The sequence below is a fragment of the Phyllobacterium sp. 1468 genome, assembly GCF_031455525.1.
In the GTDB taxonomy this organism is placed as follows: Bacteria; Pseudomonadota; Alphaproteobacteria; order Rhizobiales; family Rhizobiaceae; genus Phyllobacterium.
On record NZ_JAVDSX010000001.1, the window covers coordinates 393,826 to 416,419 of the forward strand.

16 protein-coding genes are annotated in these 22,594 nt (G+C 58.9%); 9 read left to right on the top strand and 7 right to left on the bottom strand.

Going from position 1 to position 22,594, the window contains the following annotated elements:
- Positions 1–117 precede the first annotated feature (117 nt).
- Positions 118–780, top strand: a complete 663-nt coding sequence (locus tag J2X72_RS01940; protein WP_310067858.1) for a YggS family pyridoxal phosphate-dependent enzyme — start codon at positions 118–120, stop codon at positions 778–780.
- Positions 781–821: 41 nt separating this feature from the next.
- Here J2X72_RS01940 and J2X72_RS01945 read toward each other — a convergent pair whose 3' ends face one another.
- Positions 822–1,358: a D-Ala-D-Ala carboxypeptidase family metallohydrolase gene (locus tag J2X72_RS01945; RefSeq protein WP_209999028.1), complete on the bottom strand. Its 537-nt coding sequence runs from the start codon at positions 1,356–1,358 to the stop codon at positions 822–824.
- A gap of 291 nt (positions 1,359–1,649) precedes the next feature.
- On the opposite strand from J2X72_RS01945, the gene acs reads away from it, so the two are divergent.
- Positions 1,650–3,602 carry an acetate--CoA ligase gene (gene acs, locus J2X72_RS01950; RefSeq protein WP_310067861.1) on the top strand — a complete coding sequence of 651 codons (1,953 nt, stop codon included), beginning with the start codon at positions 1,650–1,652 and terminating at the stop codon, positions 3,600–3,602.
- A 140-nt stretch (positions 3,603–3,742) separates the two neighbouring features.
- On the opposite strand, the gene J2X72_RS01955 is transcribed toward acs, so the two are convergent.
- From J2X72_RS01955 to J2X72_RS01965, 3 genes are all read right to left on the bottom strand, one after another.
- Positions 3,743–5,008: a cyclopropane-fatty-acyl-phospholipid synthase family protein gene (locus J2X72_RS01955; protein ID WP_310067864.1), complete on the bottom strand. Its 1,266-nt coding sequence runs from the start codon at positions 5,006–5,008 to the stop codon at positions 3,743–3,745.
- A gap of 351 nt (positions 5,009–5,359) precedes the next feature.
- Positions 5,360–5,647, bottom strand: a complete 288-nt coding sequence (locus J2X72_RS01960; protein WP_310067868.1) for an addiction module antidote protein — start codon at positions 5,645–5,647, stop codon at positions 5,360–5,362.
- 33 nt (positions 5,648–5,680) lie between these two features.
- Complete coding sequence (locus tag J2X72_RS01965; RefSeq protein WP_310067872.1) at positions 5,681–5,986, bottom strand: hypothetical protein; 306 nt, start codon at positions 5,984–5,986, stop codon at positions 5,681–5,683.
- Between the two features lie 43 nt (positions 5,987–6,029).
- On the opposite strand from J2X72_RS01965, the gene J2X72_RS01970 reads away from it, so the two are divergent.
- Entirely contained in the window at positions 6,030–7,424 is a 1,395-nt protein-coding gene (locus J2X72_RS01970; protein WP_310067875.1) for an MATE family efflux transporter, read from the top strand.
- A 16-nt stretch (positions 7,425–7,440) separates the two neighbouring features.
- Here J2X72_RS01970 and J2X72_RS01975 read toward each other — a convergent pair whose 3' ends face one another.
- On the bottom strand, positions 7,441–7,692 hold the full coding sequence (locus tag J2X72_RS01975) for a DUF1674 domain-containing protein (protein ID WP_405044629.1): 252 nt from the start codon (positions 7,690–7,692) through the stop codon (positions 7,441–7,443).
- Positions 7,693–7,787: 95 nt separating this feature from the next.
- Here J2X72_RS01975 and htpX point away from each other — a divergent pair, with 95 nt between their 5' ends.
- The 6 genes from htpX (at position 7,788) to purH (ending at position 16,398) form a co-directional block, all read left to right on the top strand.
- On the top strand, positions 7,788–8,759 hold the full coding sequence (htpX, locus tag J2X72_RS01980; RefSeq protein ID WP_310067877.1) for a zinc metalloprotease HtpX: 972 nt from the start codon (positions 7,788–7,790) through the stop codon (positions 8,757–8,759).
- On the top strand, positions 8,756–10,153 hold the full coding sequence (locus tag J2X72_RS01985) for an RsmB/NOP family class I SAM-dependent RNA methyltransferase (RefSeq protein ID WP_310067880.1): 1,398 nt from the start codon (positions 8,756–8,758) through the stop codon (positions 10,151–10,153). The genes htpX and J2X72_RS01985 overlap by 4 nt, the downstream gene beginning before the upstream one ends.
- Before the next feature lie 61 nt (positions 10,154–10,214).
- Positions 10,215–11,924, top strand: a complete 1,710-nt coding sequence (locus J2X72_RS01990; RefSeq protein WP_209999021.1) for a heparinase II/III family protein — start codon at positions 10,215–10,217, stop codon at positions 11,922–11,924.
- Positions 11,925–12,061: 137 nt separating this feature from the next.
- Positions 12,062–13,114 (top strand): aldo/keto reductase, encoded by a 1,053-nt coding sequence (locus tag J2X72_RS01995; protein WP_310067885.1) that lies wholly within the window; start codon positions 12,062–12,064, stop codon positions 13,112–13,114.
- 42 nt (positions 13,115–13,156) lie between these two features.
- The gene (locus J2X72_RS02000) at positions 13,157–14,383 is read left to right on the top strand and encodes an MFS transporter (RefSeq protein WP_310067887.1); all 1,227 of its coding nucleotides are present in this window, start codon (positions 13,157–13,159) and stop codon (positions 14,381–14,383) included.
- A 398-nt stretch (positions 14,384–14,781) separates the two neighbouring features.
- Positions 14,782–16,398, top strand: a complete 1,617-nt coding sequence (purH, locus tag J2X72_RS02005) for a bifunctional phosphoribosylaminoimidazolecarboxamide formyltransferase/IMP cyclohydrolase (protein ID WP_310067891.1) — start codon at positions 14,782–14,784, stop codon at positions 16,396–16,398.
- On the opposite strand, the gene J2X72_RS02010 is transcribed toward purH, so the two are convergent.
- Together J2X72_RS02010 and J2X72_RS02015 are read right to left on the bottom strand one after the other, a co-directional pair.
- The gene (locus J2X72_RS02010; protein WP_310067894.1) at positions 16,388–17,746 is read right to left on the bottom strand and encodes an MFS transporter; all 1,359 of its coding nucleotides are present in this window, start codon (positions 17,744–17,746) and stop codon (positions 16,388–16,390) included. The two genes, purH and J2X72_RS02010, sit on opposite strands and share 11 nt — an antisense overlap.
- Positions 17,747–17,779: 33 nt before the next feature.
- The gene (locus J2X72_RS02015) at positions 17,780–22,567 is read right to left on the bottom strand and encodes an NAD-glutamate dehydrogenase (RefSeq protein ID WP_310067897.1); all 4,788 of its coding nucleotides are present in this window, start codon (positions 22,565–22,567) and stop codon (positions 17,780–17,782) included.
- Between the last annotated feature and the right edge of the window lie 27 nt (positions 22,568–22,594).

Below are 22,594 nucleotides of genomic sequence, written 5' to 3' on the forward strand. Positions count from 1 at the left end.
CAAAGGATAATAGTTGCGGGGACCTTCACCATGGAATGGCGGGACCGTCAACCATTTGAAGCTGAAGGAACCCGCGAAAACCGGGCTCGTGTATCATAAATAGGACTCAACCGCGCCATGCCCAATGCCGTTGAACAACTTTTTGCCGTTCAAAGCGAAATTCGCAAAGCCGAAGCCGAGGCCAACCGTCCAGAAGGTTCGGTGAAATTGGTAGCGGTTTCCAAGACTTTTGATGCCGACGCTATTCGCCCGGTTATCGAAGCCGGGCAGCGCGTTTTCGGTGAAAACCGCGTGCAGGAAGCTCTGGCGAAGTGGCCGTACCTGCGTACCGATTTCCCGGATATCGAATTGCACCTGATCGGCCCGCTGCAATCCAACAAAACGCAGGAAGCTGTCGCTCTCTTCGATGTGATCGAAACTGTCGATCGCGAGAAGATCGCCTCAACCCTGGCCGTGGAAATGAAGAAGCAGAACCGCTTTCCGAAGCTCTTCGTCCAAGTCAATACCGGCTCCGAACCGCAGAAAGCGGGCATTGGACCCAAGGAAGCATTGGCGTTCATTACGCGCTGCCGTGGCGTGCATGGCCTTATGATCGAGGGCCTGATGTGCATTCCGCCGGCCGATGAAAATCCCGGTCCGCATTTTGCCCTTTTGCGCAAAATTGCCGACGAAGCCGACGTGGAGAAACTTTCCATGGGCATGTCGGGCGATTACCGGATTGCCATAGGTTTCGGTGCGACGTCGATACGCGTCGGCTCGGCGATTTTTGGCGCCCGTTAGAGCCTTCCTGACTGGATGAAGGGTCGAGGTCGTAATTTGGCCTACCAGCTACGGCGCGGCCCGGTATCGATGTGATAGTAACCCGCCGGGTAGCGCTTCAGCCCACCCACGTCTTTCGCGGAAGAAAGAAAATTGACCAATCCGGACACGCCGCCATGCACCCGGAAGTCCACCGCCTGGCAGCTAAGGTGATAGGACTGATCACGTCCGCCAACACTGCGATTGCGTGACCGCGAACGAACCGTGGAGTTGACAGTAATCGGACCATATTTGGCTGACACGCGGTTGAGCACATTCCTCAAACGTTCCGGCACACATTTCGACGGGGCCTTGTAATCGATATAGGCCTTGCCGCGAGGCATGGCGGCGAGCACCAGGGGGCTAATCTTGTCGAAGACGGAATCTTTCAGGAGATGCGCGTGCTCTTCGCCGAACAGATGAGCGCCAATCCGCTCCTGGGGATTCGACGGCTCGGGTAACGTTCCGGCATCCGCGGGGATTGCCAGTGCGAGCACGGTCAGAAAAAGCATCGTGAATTTCGCGCGGAACACAACACTGCGCAAGGGTTGAATTGTCATTCTTCGATCCTTGGTGGCGCAGATTTTATGATTATGCGGCGCGCCCCGTTTGTCCTCCCAAGTCAAGGCAGCGACCGATCAAGCCGAAATGTGTTCAAAATAGACCGCGTTCCATGACAAAATGTAACGGTATATTACAACGCCCGGTTGTAGATCACGGCGCGGCACCTCCCGGATCAGTCATTTGGGATATTTACGCCATGATTTGCATGATGCTAAGGAAAGCGCTTCGCCCCTCGCTCGAGGGGTTCGCGGGTGGAGGCCCGTCATTTCAGATTCTGGAGGAAATTGATGTCCGAGAAGGTTTATCCCGTGCTGGCAAGCGCGAAGAAAAGCGCGCTCATCGACGATGATACCTATCAGAGCTGGTACAAGCAGAGCGTCAAGGATCCCGAGAAATTCTGGGCCAAGCACGGAAAGCGCATCGATTGGTTCAAACCTTTTACCAAGGTGAAAAACACCTCGTTCCAGGGAAAGGTCGCGATCAAATGGTTCGAGGATGGCGTCACCAACGTCTCGTACAACTGCATCGATCGCCATTTGAAAAAGCGCGGCGATCAGGTTGCCATAATCTGGGAAGGCGACAATCCCTATCTCGACAAGAAGATCACCTATAATGAGCTTTATGAGCAGGTATGCCGTCTCGCCAACGTGTTGAAGAAGCACGGTGTCAAGAAAGGCGACCGCGTCACCATCTATATGCCGATGATCCCTGAAGCCTCCTATGCGATGCTCGCCTGCACACGCATCGGCGCCATCCATTCCGTGGTTTTTGGCGGCTTCTCTCCCGATGCACTCGCCGGCCGTATTGTAGACTGCGAATCCACCTTCGTTATCACCGCAGATGAAGGTATGCGCGGTGGGAAACCTATCCCGCTCAAGGATAACACCGACAAGGCGATCGATATCGCTGCCAGGCATCACGTCAGGGTAAAGAACGTGCTGGTCGTACGCCGCACGGGCGGCAAGACCGGCTGGGCGCCGGGCCGGGATCTCTGGTACCACGAGGAAACGCAAAGTGTGAAGCCCGAGTGCAAGCCGGAGAAGATGAAGGCGGAAGATCCGCTGTTTATCCTCTATACGTCGGGTTCAACGGGAAAGCCGAAGGGTGTTCTGCACACCACCGGCGGCTATCTGGTCTATGCCGCGATGACGCATCAATACGTCTTCGATTACCATGATGGCGATATCTACTGGTGCACCGCCGATGTCGGCTGGGTCACCGGCCACTCCTATATCGTTTATGGACCGCTCGCCAATGGCGCGACCACGCTGATGTTCGAGGGCGTCCCCAACTATCCGTCGGTTTCACGCTTCTGGGAAGTCATCGACAAGCACAAGGTCAACATCTTCTACACTGCCCCTACCGCCATTCGCGCACTGATGAGCGCCGGTAACGACCCTGTCACCAAGACATCGCGCAAGTCGCTGCGCATCCTTGGCTCCGTTGGCGAGCCGATCAATCCGGAAGCCTGGGAATGGTACTATCAGGTCGTCGGCGACAAGCGTTCGCCCATCGTCGATACCTGGTGGCAGACCGAAACCGGCGGCATACTGATTACACCGCTACCCGGCGCAACCCCGCTCAAGCCGGGTTCGGCAACGCGGCCTTTCTTCGGGGTGCAGCCGCAGCTGGTCGACAATGAAGGCAATGTGCTTGAAGGCGCCGCCGACGGCAATCTTTGCATCATTGATTCGTGGCCCGGCCAGATGCGTACGGTCTATGGCGATCACAAGCGTTTCATCGAGACCTATTTTTCCACTTACAAAGGCAAGTATTTTACCGGCGATGGCTGCCGTCGTGACAAGGACGGCTATTACTGGATCACCGGACGCGTCGATGACGTGCTCAATGTTTCGGGTCATCGCATGGGCACGGCAGAAGTGGAATCCGCGCTTGTTTCGCACGATACGGTGTCGGAAGCCGCCGTCGTCGGTTACCCGCACGACCTGAAGGGCCAAGGCATTTACTGCTATGTCACGCTCATGGCCGGCCTTGAGGGCACCGATGCGCTGCGCAAGGATCTCGTTGCACATGTGCGCAAGGAAATCGGACCGATTGCTTCGCCCGACAAGATCCAGTTCGCGCCGGGTCTGCCCAAGACCCGCTCGGGCAAGATCATGCGCCGTATCCTGCGCAAGATTGCCGAGGACGACTTCGGCGCGCTCGGCGATACGTCGACGCTTGCCGATCCAGCTGTCGTCGACGATCTGATCGCCAACAGGCAAAACAAAAAGGGCTGATCTTTCCTTCTTCCATCGAGCACGACCTGTAAATTCAGCCTGACGAGTCAACGGGTGCGATATCGAGAACCGGAGCACAGTGGACATCTCGACCATGAGCACCCGAAGTCGAGAAAATCACATCAGGCGGCCGTCAAGATTTATCGATACAGGTCAGCCCGCGTCTGCGGCACGGCCGATAGACCCCGCTTGCGCTTGGATGCCAGCGTCTGGTTGATCTGGACGGTACCGCGTTCGAAGGCCAGCGCGCAACCGGTCAGATAGAGTAGCCACAGCCGTGCCTTGGGCGCGCCGACTTCGGCGATGGCTTCGTCAAATCGGGCGTGGAGCCGGTCCGCCCACATCCGGCAGGTCTTGCCGTAATGCTCGCGGAGATTTTCGACATCATGCACTTCAAAGCCGTGGCCCTCGAGATTTTCCACCGTCATTCCGAGGTTATCCAGCTCGCCGCCTGGGAAAATATATTTCACGAGCGCCAAGTGCTCGGCGCTCTTGCGCCCGAAGGTCTTCTTGTTACGTTTCATGCGCCGCGTGATGGCGTGATGCAGATAAAGCCCTCCCGGCCGCAACAGGCGGCGCACGCTGGAATAATAGGTATCGTAATGCGCTATGCCGACCGCTTCGAACATGCCGATTGACGATATCTTGTCGAACTGACCCTCGAGGTGTTCGTAGGATTTGACGTGGATAGTGATCTTGTCTTCAAGGCCCTCAGCCTTGATGCGCTCTCGCGCCAGTGCCGTCTGCGCCTCGGACAGCGAAACACCCGTCCCGGTCACGCCATAATGTTTTGCCGCGTAGATCAACATCGCCCCCCAGCCGCAACCGATGTCCAGCAGCCGGTCGCCAGGTTGCAACCGCAGCTTGCGGCAGATCAGCTCCAGTTTGTCCGCCTGCGCTTGGTCGATCGTGTTGGCCCAATCGGTGAAATAGGCGCAGGTGTAGACCATGCGCTCATCGAGAAAGAGCTGATAGAAAGCGTTCGACACATCGTAATGATGCGTGATGGCTTCCTTGTTGGAGCCACTGACAAAGGGGTCCTTGCCGCCCAGACCGGAATTGCTGGCCTTGCCGCGGCCAAGCAGCAGCGACGGCACATCTTTGAGCAATTGCCATTTCGGCAGGCTCTTCAGTTTCTGCTTGAATTTGCCCTTGGGGCCTTTCTCGACGAGGTCGAACAGGGTGCCGTTCTTCACATCGATTTGTCCGGAAACCCACAATTCGACGATCGAGCCAATGTTCGGCTTCAGGGCAAGCTGGCGCACGACCATGGGATCGTTAATCGCAAGAATTGGGCCATCGGTTTCGCCGATTCTGGTGCCATCCCATAATTCGACGCCAAATTGCGGCTCGAGTACATCGATTACCGTGCGGATAATCCGCGCCGCTCTATCTTCCGCTGCCATCCTGTACCCCTAAACACCGCGTTGGCGCTGATTGGCACCGGGCGCTTCTTGAAAAACATTTCTTGGCTTATGGCCGCAAACCGCCATTTGCAAGCCACCAGAAAGCTTCGACAAATTTTTCTCTTGAAACGCGGGCAAAGACACCCCATTCTTGTTTTGTGTTCAACGAATGTAAAGGAGGTGATCCGATGTCTCGTGATTTCGAAAACTGCCACAAGGCGTCTGATGCTTTCCATCGGGGGTCGTCTCTCCGTTGAATAAGCACCCTGGCTAAGTCCAGGGAAGAAGGCCAAACGACAGCTTTGTGCCAGACGGAATTGCGGGGCCACCCTTCGGGGTGGCCCTTTCCGTTTATGCCGCGCGCTTGCCGGTAATTTGAAAGCCGATCGCTTTCATAACGGCCATCGTTGTTTCGAGAGTGGGATTTCCGTTTTCACTTAGGGAACGATAGAGCTGCTCTCGAGCCAAGCCCGTGTCCCGCGCTATCTTTGTTATGCCCTTGGCACGCGCCACAACTCCGAGTGCTCTCGCGATGTATCGCGCTTCTCCAGTCTCGAAGGCATTTGCGAGAAAGACTTCTATCGCCTCGTCGGTCGTCAGATCCTCGGCGGGATCATACGGAATCAATTTTTCAAGCATTCTAACTCCTCTAAGCGTCAGCCAAAAATTGCGCTATGCGGATGTCCTTTGCCTGTGTGCTTTTATCATCACCGCAAAGCCTGCGGGCCCGAAAGCAAGGCGATCCAACCGCGAAGCGATCAAAGCTCGGGCTCGCCGGTCTTTGAGTTCCGTTCGCCATTTTCGAAACGTTTCAGTTTGTTCAAGCTGGAGCATATATGTATTTTTTAAATTACAAAACGTCAATAACTCTGATCGTATCGCCAAACCATCGCAGACAACACCAACGCCCGATTGCACAGGGCAGCTCTTGCTCTTCGCCAAATTGATGATACCAAGATTTGCCTGAAAACGCTGCATTCTGCCTAATCCCAAGGCAAAATCCCACTGAAAGTTTTGAACAATGTCGGCTGCTATAGTCCAAAACGCGTCAAAGCGTGCATGGCGTGATGAAATCGTTGCGATGCTCTCGCTGAGCTGGCCGATGATTCTCACCAATCTTGCGCAGACCGCGATGACAGCGACCGATGTCATGATGATGGGCTGGGTCGGGGCAAGCACGCTGGCGGCGGGTGCGCTGGGCACCAATCTCTATTACGTTCCGATGATTTTCGGCCTCGGGCTGATGACAGCAACCTCGCCGATGATGGCGCGTGAACTCGGACGCAACAAATTCACCGTCCGCGAAATACGCCGCACGGTACGCCAGGGTCTGTGGATCGCAGTCACGATTTCGATCCCGATCTGGCTCATATTGTGGAACACGAAAACGATCCTTATCGCCATGGGGCAGGATCAAGCGCTCGCTGCCGAGGCCGGCAATTATGTGCGTGCGCTGCAATGGGCGGTGCTGCCCTTCTATTGCTATATTGTGGTGCGTTCCTTCATCGCTGCTCTGGAACGCCCCGGCTGGGCGTTGGTCATCGCGCTTTTTGCCGTTGCCTTCAATGCGTTGGCGAACTGGTTGTTGATCTTCGGTCATTTCGGCTTTCCGAGGCTCGGCATTGTCGGGTCCGGCATCGCAACGTCGCTATCTTCAGCCTTGATGTTTGCCGGCTTCGTCATTGTCATTTCTTTCGACAAGCAATTCCGGCGCTACCGCCTCTTCGGACGTTTCTGGCGTGCGGACTGGCCGCGCTATCGCGAACTGTTGCGCCTCGGGCTGCCCATTGCTGCGATCCTCAGCTTCGAAGTAACGATCTTCAATGCCGCTGCCTTCCTGATGGGACTGATAGGGGCTGATTCGCTCGCCGCGCATGCCATCGCCATCCAGATCGCCTCGATTGCCTTCATGGTGCCGATGGGTTTTGGCCAGGCGGCAACGGTGCGTGTCGGCCGGGCATACGGTGCGCAGGATCGTGACGGCATCAGGCGCGCCGGCTGGGTTGCGTTCACGGCGGGCACCGGCTTCATGGTCCTCACCGCGCTGCTGATGCTGTTGGCGCCGCACGCTTTGATAAGTGCTTTCATCGACGTCAACGACCCTGCCAACGCCAAGGTGATTTCACTGGCGGTTACATTTCTGGCCTTCGCCGCGCTGTTCCAGATTTTCGATGGCGGTCAGGCCGTCGCCAGCGGCATGTTGCGCGGCTTGCACGATACCACCATACCGATGATCTATGCAGCTATCGCCTATTGGGGCGTCGGCCTGCCACTGTCTGTCGGCCTCGGCTTCTGGCTCGGCTTGGAAGGCGCAGGTATCTGGCTTGGGTTGCTGTGCGGTCTTGCAACAGCCGCTCTTCTGCTGATCAGCCGCTGGCTGCGGCGCGAAAAACTTGGGATCGAGATTATCCGCTAGCTCTAGGGTCCTGACGCTAGAAGTCGATGGTGCGGCCTTTGATTTCCCAATCACCGAAGCGCGCAGGATCCTTGCCGCCGCGCCCGCCGATTTCGCGCGGCTGACCGGGCTTTTCCTTCTCGGCCTTGCGCCGTGCTTCCGCCTCTTTCAATGCCCGCTGCGCGGCTGGCGGCAACTGCTCGAATGTCGGACGCTGCCGGCTGTCATCATTGTCTGCCTGCGGCGTCACTGTCCTATGGTCGTCGTTCATAACGCTGATACTCGTCATTGAAGCTTGCTGTATAAAACACCATCATATAGCGGAAGACGACCGGTAAAAGGAATGAACTTGATAGATTTGTCCAGTACGGGAGGACTGATGCCATGAATGTGATGCGCACCGGAATGCTGCTTGCCTTTATGACCGCCCTTTTCATGGGCGTCGGTTTTCTCATTGGCGGAACCGGCGGCATGATGATCGCCCTCGTCATTGCTGCGGGCATGAATCTGTTCAGCTACTGGAATTCCGACAAGATGGTGCTGAACATGCACCACGCGGTCGAGGTCGATGAGGCAAACGCGCCGGAATATTACGCCATCGTGCGCGATCTGGCCGCGAAGGCAAATCTTCCCATGCCGAAAGTTTATCTGATTCAGAACGACCAGCCCAATGCCTTCGCGACGGGGCGCAATCCGCAAAATGCCGCCGTTGCCGCGAGTACGGGCTTGCTGCAGCGGCTTTCGCCTCAGGAAGTCGCCGCCGTCATGGCCCATGAACTCGCCCATGTCGAACACCGCGATACACTGACCATGACCGTCACTGCCACCCTTGCCGGCGCCATTTCCATGCTCGGCAACTTCGCAATGTTTTTCGGCGGTGGCAGCCGTGAAAACAACAATCCGCTCGGCTTCATCGGCGTGCTCATCGCCATGATCGTCGCGCCATTTGCCGCCATGATCGTGCAGATGGCAATCAGCCGCACCCGTGAATATGCCGCCGACCGGCGCGGTGCGCAGATTTGCGGCAATCCGCTGTGGCTGGCGTCCGCGCTCGACAAGATTGCCCGTGGCGCAAAACAGATCGTCAACGAGGATGCCGAGCGCAACCCGGCCTCCGCTCCGCTTTTCATCATCAATCCGTTGAGCGGCCAAGGCGCCGACAATCTGTTCTCCACCCATCCGAGCACGGAAAACCGCATCGCCGCACTTGAAGCGATGGCGAACGAGTTCAGCCAGGCGCCCGCCGCCTCTCGTCCGGCCCGCGCACCACAGGCCCCCATCGACGACGAACCGTTGGATGACCGGCCGTCCCCATGGGGCCGCGATGGCGGCGGCCGTAAAGGCCCCTGGGCATGAGCGCGGAGCCCGGGACCAGACGACCAGCCAAACGGCCTTTAGGCAAAAAATCGGCAGATTACATCGATGCGGAAGACCGTCCCGGTCTCGCAGCGCGTCAAGTGGCGACGCGCCTGCTTGGCGCCGTCATCGAGAAGCACACCTCGCTCGACGGCCTGACTGACAACAGCCACGGCCACCCCCAATATATGGCGCTCGACGACCGCGATCGCTCGCTGGTCCGCGCCATCCTCGGCGCCGCATTGCGCAATCGTGGCAGCATCGAAGCCGCCATCGGCCAGTTGATCGACCGGCCATTGCCGGAAAATGCCGTTGCGCTGCGCCACCTTCTGGCAGTAGCCGCCGCACAGATCCTCTATCTCGACCTGCCTGACCGTGCCGCGGTCGATCTTGCGGTCACCGCCGCCAATAATGATCCGCGCAATCGCCGATTCGCCTCGATGGTCAATGCTGTCCTTCGCCGGTTGTCACGCGAAAAGGAAACGTTCAAGAGCGAGGTCCATTCGCACGCCAGCAATGTTCCGGCCTGGTTCGAGAACAGCCTTGTTGCCGCTTATGGCAAGGACAAGACCAAAGCCATTCTCGACATCCAAAGCAAGGAACCACCAATCGACCTGACCGTGAAAGGCGATCCGCAGATGTGGGCGGAAAGGCTTGGCGGCATCGCATTGCCAACGGGTTCGGTACGTCTTGCCACTGTCGAAGGGGCGCTCACGTCTCTTCCGGGATTTGCAGAGGGCGAATGGTGGGTCCAGGATACCGCTGCAAGCCTTCCAGCGAAGCTCTTCGGAGACATCGAGGGCAAGCGCGTCGCCGATCTTTGCGCAGCGCCGGGCGGCAAGACTGCACAGCTTGCACTGGCGGGCGCCAATGTCACGGCCCTCGACCTTTCAGCCAACCGCCTCAAGCGTCTGCGCTCAAATCTCGAACGCCTCAAGCTTTCCGCCGAGACGGTCGAGGCCAATCTTTCCACCTACCAGCCAACGGAGCTATTCGATGCGATCCTGCTCGATGCGCCGTGTTCATCAACGGGCACTGTGCGGCGGCACCCGGACGTGCCCTGGACCAAGACGCCCGAAGACGTAGCGAAGCTGGCACAACTCCAGGCCAAACTCCTCGATCATGCCGTTACTATCGTTCGCCCAGGTGGGATTGTGGTCTTTTCCAACTGCTCGCTCGATCCACTCGAAGGAGAGAAAGTTGCCACTGATTTGCTCGCAAAAAACCCGGGCATAGCGCTCATACCGGTAACCGCGGACGAAGTTGGCGGTCTCGCTGAACTCATCACCGCGGAAGGTTTTGTCCGCTCCACACCGGCCGATCTTGCCCATGAGGATCCCGCGCTTTCCGGCATGGATGGCTTCTTCGCAGCACGCTTCAAACGGAAATACTAAAGTTTTAACCGTTTCTGCTCCATAGTCGGCGTTTGTCGAGGCGATTCGAAGCAATAATAATATGGTCGCGCTAAGCGAAACACCGCAACTGTGGGGACTGGCAACAGCGCAACTTTGGCGCCGTTTCCGCAGGCGCGTGCGAATGGGGCCCCTCTATCGCTGGAGGTTCACGGGTTTTACGCCCGAACGCGTTCTCATTGCCCCGCAAGATCTCCGGCCTGCAGATCCACAGCTGGCGGAAGAGTTTTACCATGGTCGTTTCGCCCTTGCCGGCAGGGTCGTCGAGACGGGCGGGCGGTCGCCATTCCTGATTGAACCACCCAACGCCGCGTGGCAGGCAGCCCTTCATAATTTTGGCTGGCTACGCCATCTGCGCGCCGCAGGCACGGATCTTGCTACCGCCAATGCGCGGGCGCTGCTCGGCGACTGGATCACTACTCACGGCCGGTCGATTTCAGGACCCGCCTGGCTGCCCGAAGTCACTGCCCAGCGCATCATAGCCTGGCTACAACATTCCAGCCTCATCCTCGCCGGCACGGATCTTCGCTCGTACCGCCAGTTCATGCGCTCGCTCGCCATGCAGGTGCGCTATTTACGAACCATGGCCGCCGTCATGGATGATGGCGAGGAGAAGCTGCGCGCGCGCATTGCCCTTGCGCTCGCCGTATTGGCCTTGCCCGTAACAGCCAGTACCAGCCGGTCAGCCAGGCGTAACCTCGAGTACGAACTCGTCCGGCAGATCTTGCCGGATGGCGGTCACATTTCGCGCAATCCGCTGACTATTCTTGAACTGCTTGCCGACCTTCTGCCCCTGCGGCAGACCTATGCCAGCGGCCAGGAAGCGCCACCCAAGGCATTGATCGAAGCCATCGAACGCATGCTGCCCGCGCTACGATTCTTTCGCCACCACGACGGCAGTCTTGCGTTGTTTAACGGCGTCGGCGCGACCATGCCGGAACGGGTAATCGCAGTGCTGCGCCATGACGATATTGGCGGCCTGCCGCTCACCCATGCGCCGCATTCCGGCTATGAACGGCTATCCATGGATTCCACAACGATCATCGCCGATACAGGTCTCGCACCGCCTGTGACGGCCTCTCGCGATGCCCATGCCGGCTGCCTTTCCTTCGAGATGTCCTCCGGTCGCAACCGTTATATCGTCAATGCCGGCGTCGATCGCTACGGCCCGCCGGAATTTCGCCCCCTGGCGCGTTCCACCGCCGCCCATTCGACAGCCACGATCAACGACACGTCCTCCTGCCGGTTCAGCTCCACGTCGGGACTGTCGACGATGATCGGTACGCCGATCATCGCTGGTCCCACGAAGGTCAATATTGAACGGATCGAACGCGAAGGCGCAGTCGGATTCGTCGCCAATCACAATGGCTATGTCCGGCCCTTTGGCATCTATCACGAACGCCAGATTGTCCTCTCGCATAATGGCAGCGTGATCGAGGGCATAGACAGTTTCTTCGCTTCCGGCCGTAATCCACTCCGTGACACAGGTGCAGAGGACGTTGTCATCCGTTTTCACCTGCACCCATCCGTCAACATCACAGTCGATGAGCATGGCCTGATCATCCTGCAAGTCGAGAATGATGACATCTGGATGTTTTCGGCGACGGTCCAGCCCTTTGTCGAGGACTCGCTGTTCTTCGCCGGGTTCCGGGGACCGGTCAAGACCCGCCAGATCACGCTTTCGGTCAATGCCGCCCAGCGCCCGGAAGTCGAATGGCAGTTCACCCGCACGACCCTCGGGGTCTACGGATAACATTCCGTCCGATCACCAATCTGTGTTTCGGCTTCGGGGGCGACATCCGGCCTTCTGGCTTGTATAGAGTTGCATCGTTGCGCTCGCTCGGCGGGCTTGCACCTCTGTCATCATTATGGTCACCAGGAGTCTTCACCATGGAGTATCGTCAACTTGGCCGCTCCGGCCTCAAAGTATCCGCGCTCAGCCTCGGCACGATGACCTTTGGCGGCAAAGGCAATTTCGCCAAGACCGGTGACACGGACCTGGAAGGCGCCAAGCGCCAGATTGGCATGGCTCTCGATGCCGGGATCAATCTTATCGACACGGCGGACATTTATTCGACCGGTGCTTCGGAAGAGATCGTCGGAGAGGCTCTCAAGGGCAAGCGTGACAGCGTCCTCGTCGCCACCAAGGCCAGGTTCCGCATGGGCGAAGAAATCAATGATGCCGGCCTGTCGCGCTATCATTTGATCCGCGCCGCAGAGGCCACCCTGAAACGGCTCGGCACTGATCACATCGACCTCTACCAGCTGCATCAGTGGGACGGATTGACACCGCTGGATGAGACGCTGGAGGCGCTCGATACCCTCGTGCGCTCGGGCAAGGTACGTTACGTCGGCGTTTCAAATTTCTCCGGTTGGCAGCTGATGAAGGCCATGGGCGTTGCGGCACTGGAAAAGTTCATCGCGCCTGTCAGTCAGCAGATCCATTATAGCCTTGAGGCCCGTGAGGCGGAATATGAACTGATCCCCGCGACGCTTGACCAAGGCGTTGGCGTACTGGTGTGGAGTCCATTGGCCGGTGGACTACTGTCCGGCAAATACCGCCGCAACAAGGCAATGCCGGAAGGCACGCGTCAGCTTGCTGATTGGGGTGAGCCACCAATCCGGGATCAGGAGCGGCTTTATGACATCATTGAGGTGCTGGCCGGCATTGCCGAAGCGCGCAATATCTCTGCGGCGCAGATTGCGCTTTCCTGGCTGCTCGGGCGCAAGGGCGTAACGTCTGTCATCGTTGGCGCTCGCACCGACGCCCAGCTTGCGGATAATCTCAAGGCTGCCGATGTGATTCTGAGCGCCGAAGAACGTGCAAGTCTGGACAAGGTCAGCCAGTTGCCGCTGATTTATCCGTACTGGCATCAAGCCCGAACCGCGTCCGACCGGCTTTCTGCCGCCGACCTTTCCCTTATCCAACCCCATTTGAAATAAAGAAAGGCCGGGGGTGGGAGGACCGCCGGCAGCGAGAGCCCTATGTCCTATTCCCGAGACACCGTACTACCACAACCGGAAGCTGCCGGGATCGCAGCCGAAATGCCGGGACTTTCCCCGGCATTGACCTTTTTGTTCGCATTCGCCTGCGGGGCGATGGTCGGCAATATTTACTATGCGCAAGCGCTTATCGGTCTCATCAGCACCGATCTCGATATGCATGGCGGTATGGCCGGTTTTATCGTTACAGTGACGCAACTCGGCTATGGGGCGGGGCTGCTGTTCCTGGTTTCGTTGGCCGATCTCGTCGAAAATCGTCGTTTGGTTCTGCTGACGCTCGCTGGCACTGCACTTGGCCTCGCCGGAGCAGCTTTGTCCGGCTCGGCAATGACCTTTCTCTTGTCGTCCTTCGCCATCGGTTTCTTCGCCTGTGGTGCGCAGGTACTCGTGCCTTTCGCTTCCCATCTGGTTCCCGCTGCCTCGCGCGGCCGCACGATCGGCAATGTCATGGCGGGACTGTTGACTGGCATCATGCTGGCGCGACCGCTGGCAAATCTGGTCGCTTCCGAGTTCGGATGGCGGGCGATCTTCTGGATTTCGGCAGCGGCAATGCTCGCTGTCCTCGTGCTCTTGCGGGCCGCGCTCCCACAACGCCGGCCGCATGGCAGCATGCGCTATGGCGCCATCCTCAAATCGATGTGGTATCTGCTTGTCACCACACCGGCTTTGCAGCGCCGCGCCCTTTATCAGGGCATCATCTTCGCCAGTTTCAATCTGTTCTGGACTGGCATTCCGCTGCTTTTGACCGACATTTTTGGCTACAGCCAACGCCAGATCGCACTGTTCGCCCTGGCGGGTGCAGCCGGCGCGCTCGCGGCTCCCGTGGCTGGCCGCCTCGCGGACCGTGGCTATACAAGACAGGGTACTGCTATCGCCATGATAACGCTCGCGATCTGGTTTCTGATTGCCGGTTGGGCCGGAACCGCCATCTCCATCACCGCGCTCGTCCTTGCGGCGATCTTCATCGACAGCGCCGTTCAAACCAACCAGATACTGAGCCAGCGCATCATCTTCTCGCTCAATGACCAGGCGCGTGGTCGCCTCAATGCGATCTATATGACCATCGTTTTCCTGCTTGGTTCGGCCGGATCGGCGCTTGCCGCGGCCACCTATTATTATGGTGGTTGGTGGGTTACTTCGCTGGCGGGGGCCGGGCTTGGTCTCCTCGTCCTGCTGATTTTCACAACGGAACCACGCTCCCAGTCGTGAATCGCCGCAGGGCGCTCAAAAAAGTAGGATTCCCCACCTCCCTGTGCTAGAGCAAATTTTGTCTATTCAGAGCCATTCTGCCGGAGGGAATTTGGTTCAAGGTCGAGGGATTTGGCCCAAATTCACCCGGCCCTTTGGGTTTCCTGCTGGCGGCCAACCACTTTGTCAGGCGGCGTCGTCCGATGGAAAGACATCGGCCTCGCCACCTTCCGTGTGGATTGTCTCGCCATCCGGGAAACAGAACTGGCTCTGAATAAACAAAACTTGCTCTAGGGGCCGTTGAGAATCAGGTCGGGCGAGGCGAAAATGGTGGTTTCCGAGCACCGGAGCGGAGAAAACCGCCATTTGCAGGCCGCCATGGCGTGAGTTTTCCATTCAAAGTTTGAGGACGTACATCCATGGCCGTCGCCGCCAAATCCTTTCCTGCTCCAAACCTTCATCCCGTGAAGAGAGCCCTTCTTTCCGTTTCGGACAAGGCTGGCCTTACCGCGCTGGCTCATGCGCTGCACCGGCACGGTGTTGAAATCCTCTCCACCGGCGGCACCTCGAAGACGATAGCCGCCGAGGGCATTCCTGTCCGCGACGTCGCCGACGTCACCGGCTTTCCGGAAATCATGGACGGCCGCGTCAAGACCTTGCATCCGAAAGTGCATGGCGGACTGCTCGCCGTGCGAGACGATCCGGAACATGAAGCGGCGATGAAGGCGCATGATATCGGCGCCATCGATCTCGTCGTCATCAACCTCTATCCGTTCGAAGAGGTCCGTCATTCCGGTGCCGACTACGCGAATATTGTCGAGAATATCGACATTGGCGGTCCGGCCATGATCCGCGCGGCAGCCAAGAACCACGCTTATGTCGCCGTCGTTACCGAGACTGGCGACTACGACATGGTCATCGCCATGCTCGACAAGCATGAGGGTTCGCTGCCCTATTCATTCCGCCAGGGCCTTGCCGCCAAGGCCTATGCTCGCACGGCAACCTATGACGCAGCTATTTCCGGCTGGTTTGCCGAAGCCCTGATGACGGAAACGCCATCGCGCCGGGCCATCGGCGGCCAACTGCATTCGGTCATGCGCTACGGGGAAAATCCCCACCAGTCGGCTGGGTTCTACCTCACCGGCGAAAAGCGTCCAGGCGTCGCCACCGCTACCCAGCTGCAGGGTAAGCAGCTTTCCTACAACAATATCAACGACACGGATGCCGCCTTCGAACTCGTCGCCGAATTCGACCCGGCGCGCACATCCGCCGTCGCCATCATCAAACACGCCAACCCTTGCGGCGTCGCCGAAGGCTCGACCTTGAAGGAAGCCTATCTGAAGGCGCTCGCCTGCGACCCGGTTTCGGCGTTCGGCGGCATTGTCGCACTCAACAAGACGCTCGACGCCGAAGCTGCGACGGAAATCGTCAAGACCTTCACCGAAGTCATCATCGCGCCCGATGCGACACCGGAAGCGCAGGCGATCGTTGCAGCCAAGAAGAACCTGCGGCTGCTCGTGACCGGCGGCCTGCCTGATCCGCGTGCCGGTGGCATCAGCGCCAAGACGGTTGCCGGGGGCATCCTCGTCCAGTCGCGCGACAGCGGCGTCGTCGACGATCTCGAATTGGAGGTGGTCACAAAACGCGCTCCAACCGAAGCGGAAATGTCCGATCTCAAGCTTGCCTTCCGCATTGCCAAGCACGTGAAATCCAATGCCATCGTCTACGTCAAGGACGGCGCAGCCGTTGGCATCGGCGCCGGGCAGATGAGCCGCGTCGACAGCGCTCGCATTGCGGCGCGCAAGGCCGAGGATGCCGCCGAAGCAGCGGGAAGCGCGACGCCATTGACCAAGGGTTCCGTGGTCGCCTCCGACGCGTTCTTCCCCTTTGCCGACGGCCTGCTTTCAGCTGTCGCCGCTGGTGCCACCGCCGTGATTCAGCCGGGCGGGTCGATGCGCGACGACGAGGTGATCGCGGCTGCCGACGAGCACGGTATCGCAATGGTCTTTACCGGCATGCGCCATTTCAGGCATTGATTTTTGCAGCCGGGTAGGGCGTCCGCAACAGGATCGCCAGCCCGGCCAGCAAGAAGAATATGATCATCGCCATGCCGAGGCGCGGCGATCCGCTGAGCGCCGTCACAGTTGCGACCAGGAAGGGTGCGAGGAAACTCGTCGCCCGTCCCGACAGCGCATAGATGCCGAAATATCGCCCGGCCTCATCAGCCGAAACGCTGCGCGCCATGTAAGAGCGTGACGAAGCCTGCACGGGTCCAAAGGCTATGCCGATGAGCAGTCCGAAGCCGATATAGGCTTTTTCTGCAGGTGTACCGAACAGACCTCCGCTATCGGCACCCGGCAATTGGACAAGGCCAAACAGCGTATAGCCCGGGCCGGTCGAGACGATGCCGATCGTCGCGATGGTCAGCAACACCAGCGAGATCACCACCACGACCTTTGACCCAAGCATCGTGTCGAGCTTGCCGGCGGCAAGACAGCCAAAAATGGCGACCACGTTCAGTATGATGCCGAAAATCCCGATCTCCGCCGTGGCCCAGCCGAACATTGTCGCCGCGAAGGCACCGCCCAGCGCGATCAACGCGTTCACGCCGTCCTGATAGATCATACGGCCGACGAGAAAGCGAAAAAGCCCCCGGCGCTGCCGAACCTCGCCAATAGTAGACTTGAGTTCCGCTAGCCCCACCCGCACTGCCTGACCAGAAGCCGGGCCTCTCGCACCATCCGGCGTGAACAGGAACATCGGCAGGATGAAGATGAAATACCATAGCGCCGACAATGGCGCCGTCGCGCGATCACCCTCGCCCGTCGCGGGATCGAGCCCGAAGACCGGCGCAAGGCCAAGCATGGTCTTGCCGGTCTGCGGCGACGCGGCCATAAATGCCACGACGAAGATCAGCACGATCATGCCGCCGAGATAACCGAGGCCCCAGGCCGTGTTGGATATCCGTCCGATATCCTTTGGTGCCACGAGCCGCGGCATCATCGAATCGTTGAAGACGATGGAAAACTCCGCCGCAATCGACGCCAGCGAGAAGAATATCAGCGGGACAATCAGGCCCGAGCCTGGTGCCGCGAACCACAGCATGATCAGCGAGACTATCTTGATGATGGCGAAAAAACCGATCCACGGTTTTCGCCGTCCTGTCTGGTCGGCGATCGATCCGAGCACCGGCGAGAGCACGGCGATGAACAGCCCCGAAATGGCGATGCCATAACCCCATGCCGCCTGGCCGGCGGCAGGGTCGCTCGCCACGCGCGAAACGAAATACGGTCCGAAGATAAACGTCGTGACGACCGTGAAGAATGGCTGCGCCGCCCAGTCGAAGAGCATCCAACCCCAGATGCCCCTTCTCGATGCAGCCATTACGCATATCCCTTGCCCATCGAGCCCAACTGCCTATGACAGATCGGAAAGCAATCCGGCGGCCACAGCAAGCCGGGAAACGGTCAAATCGCCCGTTTCCACAATATTCGCCATGCGCTGCCGCACCTCGTCGACGCGTGCACCCCGGCTCATCAGCCAGTCTTTAGCCGGATCGGCCTGCTTGCCATATTTGCTCAGGGCCGCGACGGCGATACCGCGCCGCGCCTGCGATATCAGATCGGTTGCACGGGCAAGCGCCAGTCCGTCATAGTAATCGGCGATGGAAACGCCGCGCGCCGCGTCCTCGATACGCCCGATGCGGAATGCTTCGGATATGTCGAAATAGGCCCGTGCCGCGCTGGCAATGTCAATATTCGCCTGCTGGGCCACGGCGGCGATATCCGGGATGATTGGCGCTATCTCCAGTCGCGCCAACTGCGCAGCGAGGGCGGGAGGCGCGCCAAGGGCGGCGTTGCTGGCGGTGTCTTCGCGGATCAGTCCGGTCATCGATGCAGGCAGCAGCTTGTCGAGGCGCGGCTGCAGTGCATCTCGCGCCGTTTTGATCTTCGCGATCGCAGCGCCGAGGCCTACGGCGCCGGCGTTGTTGCGCAGCACCCAGGCTGTCGTCCAGTTCAGCATCTGGGCGACGTTGGCGTAGAAACCGTTTTGGGTTTCGCCAGGAATCGCATTGTCCAGTGCGTCGATCCCCGCGAACAACTGATCCAGCTCAAAGCCGTCCCGCACGATCACATAGGCGCGAACGATCTCGGGGCCCGATTGGCCGGTAAGGTCCGCCAGCCGGCTCACGAAAGTCGGGCCGCCGCGATTGATGACGTCGTTGGCAAGCTGCGTCGCGATGATTTCCCGCCGCAAGCGATGCGTGCGGATCTCGTCGCCGAAGCCGTCTTTCATCTGGCGCGGGAAATAATCCATCAATTCGCGTTCGAGATAGGGGTCGTCGGGCAAATCGCTTGCCAGGAGCTGGTCCGAAAGGACAATCTTGGAATAGGCAAGAAGTACGCCGAGTTCAGCCCGCGTCAAGGGAATGCCTTCGACCTGCCGCTCCGCCATCGCCTTGTCATCGGGCAGCGTCTCCACCTTGCGGTTGAGGAGTTTTCTTGTCTCGAGGTCGTTGATGAAGCGTGCCTGATAGGCGAGGTCGGCAAGGCCGCGCCGCTGCGCCAGCGAGAGTGCCAGTGTCTGCAGATAATTGTTGCGCAGAACCAGATCGCCGACCTCTTCAGTCATCGATTCCAGCAGCGTGTTGCGCTTGTCACGTTGCAATTTGCCAGCGCGCATGGCCTGTGCCAGGGCGATCTTGATATTGACCTCGACGTCGGATGTGTTGACGCCGGCCGAATTGTCGATCGCATCGGAATTGCAGCGCCCGCCGAGCAGGCCGAACTCTATGCGCCCCTTCTGCGTGACGCCAAGATTGGCGCCTTCGCCGATGACTTTCGCCCGAACATCGCTGCCGGTGATGCGGATGGCATCATTGGCGCGGTCACCCGCTTCCGCGTCGCTCTCCAGCGACGAACGGACATAGGTGCCGATGCCGCCGAACCACAGGAGGTCGACCGGTGCTTTCAGGATCGCTGTCATGATCTCGAACGGCGTTGCCGTAGTCTTGGCAAGGCCGATGGCTCTTGCGGCTTCCTTCGACAGGGTAATCGACTTTTGCGAGCGCGAGAACACACCGCCGCCCGCCGAAATCTTACTCTTGTCGAAATCCTGCCAGCTGGAGCGCGGCAGATTGAACAGCCGCTGGCGTTCCTTCAGCGTCGCCTTCACATCCGGTTCGGGATCGATGAAAATATCGCGGTGGTCGAAGGCTGCAATCAGCTTCGTTTGCGGCGATAGCAGCATGCCATTGCCGAAGACGTCACCCGACATATCGCCGACGCCAACGACAGTGAATGGCATTTTCTGGATGTCGGTGCCAATCTCGCGGAAATGGCGCTTCACCGCTTCCCATGCGCCGCGCGCGGTGATGCCCATTTTCTTGTGATCGTAGCCTGCGGAACCGCCCGAAGCGAAGGCATCGTCCAGCCAGAAATCATGTGCCTGGCTGATCGCGTTGGCGGTGTCGGAAAACGTCGCCGTGCCCTTGTCGGCCGCTACCACGAAATAAGGATCGTCGCCGTCGAGACGGATTACGTTTTGCGGCGGGACAACCGTCTCGCCTTCCAGATTGTCAGTCACCGAAAGCAGTGTCGCGATGAAGGTGATATAGGCCGCGCGGCCCGCCTCGAAGATGGCGTTGCGATCGGTGCCGGTCGGAAGGCGTTTGGGGAAGAAACCGCCCTTGGCGCCAACGGGAACGATGACTGCGTTCTTCACCTGCTGCGCTTTCACCAGACCCAGCACTTCCGTGCGGTAGTCCTGTGCACGGTCCGACCAGCGCAAGCCGCCACGTGCGACTGGGCCAAAGCGCAGATGGACACCCTCGACCTCCGGCCCATAGACGAAGATTTCGCGGTAAGGCCGCGGCTCCGGCAGCTCATCCAGCGATCGCGGATCGAGCTTGAAGGCGAGCGTTACGCGTTCGCCGCCGTCCTCTTCCGGCGCAAAGGCGTTGGTGCGCAGGGTCGACTCGATGAGATTGAGGAAACGGCGCAGGATGCGGTCATCATCGAGGCTCGGAACGCCTTGCAGCGCTTCCTCGATTTGAGCACGCAGCGTCGTCTGTTTGCGCTGCGACTGCGCACCGGCCCTCGCGGGATTGAGCCGCTGATCGAACAGATCGAATATCTGTCTGGCGATCGCCGGATAGCGGTTGAGCGTTGCCGCGATGAAATCCTGCGAATAAGGAATGCCTGCCTGCTGAAGATAACGGCCGTAGGCGCGCAGGATGATGATTTGCCGTGCGGTCAGCTGCCCGGTCAGGGCAAGCGCGTTATAGCCGTCATTGTCCGACGCACCATTCCAGATGGAGCGGAAGACGTCTTCGAAAAGAGCGCCGTCATCGGCGAGATCGATCGCCGAATCCGAGGCGCTGATAAGCTCCATGTCATGCACAAAAAGCGGGCTGTTGTCGGCCGCAGGCAGCTGGAATGTCTGCTCGCTGATGACGCGAAAGCCCATATTCTCCAGCAGGGGAACACGCTGCGAGAGGGCAACCGCCGAGCCGTAATGATAGATTTTCAACGAAGCGGCATTGGGACCGTCGGTGCGATGCCGATAGAAATCGACGTAGAGCGGATTGTTGCGTGAAAGACCGGCAATGCGACTGGCATCGACCAGCGCCTCGTCGGGCGAGAAGTTTTCACGATAGGAATCCGGAAAGGCCGCAGCAAGAGGAGTGAATTCGGCGGTTCCACGACGATCTCCGACCTCGGCGACAGCATCTTCCCAGGTCCGGACGATGGAACGGACGGTTTCTTCCAGCGCCTCACGTTTGACCTTGGGAAATTGGTCCTCGGCATGGCCGATGATAAAATGCACGCGAGCAAGCCCGCCCTCGGGAAATGCCGGATAATACGCCGACACATGCCCCTCATACACTTTGGCAAGATGCGAGCCGATTTTCTCGCGCACGATTGAGTCATAGCGCTCGCGTGGCACGAAGACGATGATCGAAGCGAAACGGCCGAAAGGATCGATCCGCGGCAGGACACGCACGCGGGGCCGCTCGCCAAGCGCCAATATGATCTCGGCATACCGGGTCAGCGTCTTGACGTCGATCTGGAAAAGGTCATCCCGCGGATAACCCTCGAGTACCTTGATGAGTTGCTTTCCAGAATGATCTTCGAGGTTGAATCCAAGCCGGTGGATCACGGCCTCGGTTTTCGAGCGCAGATAGGGGATTTTAAGCACGGAACGCGTATAGGCGCCGGACGTGAACAATCCGACGAAACGCAATTCGCCGGTAACCTTGCCCTCCGCATCGAAGGTCTTCACGCCGATGTAGTCCATATAGCCGCGACGGTGCACCAGTGATTTTGTATTGGCCTTGGTGACGATCAGAGGCTCGGGACCAGTGAGAAAGGCAATGATCTGCGGGGTTGTCGTCACACCCTGGTTGCCGCGCTTCAGGACACGCACATCAGGATCGCTCAATATGCCAAGACCGCGCTTCCCAGAGCGCTCCAGCTCACCCTGACTATTGTCGCCCTGATAGTCGTACTCACGAACGCCGAGAAAGGTGAAGTTATTGTCGCGCAACCATTCGAGAAACTCTGCAGCTTCTTCTGCTACAGCTTTTTTCATCGGCGTTTTGCCGGTTCTGTAAGCTTCGATCGCCTCGCCTAGACGCGCAACCATGGCTCCACGATCACTGACGGCTTCGCGTACCTGCTTCAGCACAAGCTCCAGCGCCGCGGTCGTGATCTCACGCGATGGCTCATCGAGCGCGGGTACATGAATTTGCATGACACTGACCCGAGCCACGTCTTTGCCCGGCTTGTCCGGACCCGCAGTCCCGAGAACCCTGTTCGTGTTTCTGTCGATATCCATGACCGGATGCAACACGAGATAAACCGACGTGACGCGCTCACTGATTTCGCCAAGCACCGAGTCGAGCAGGAAGGGCATGTTGTCGTTGATCAGTGTAACCACTGTCACAGGACGGCCGTCGCGCGAGACGATGTTGCCTTCGCTGACATCGATGACCGGGCGTCCCGACTTGAATTGCGCCAGCGCGTTCTCCGCAAGCTTCGCCGATGCCGTCAACGCACCAGCATCGTAGTCGGCCAGGTCCTCTTCCGGCGCCCGCGCAAACAAAAGGTCTTCAAACAGCCCCGCTTGTGACTTTTCTTTCGGGGCTTTCGGTGGCTTTGACTTCGTGGCGACCTTTACGTCCGCATTATTTTTGGAAGCCATGAAATATTTCCCCCTGGATTATGTATT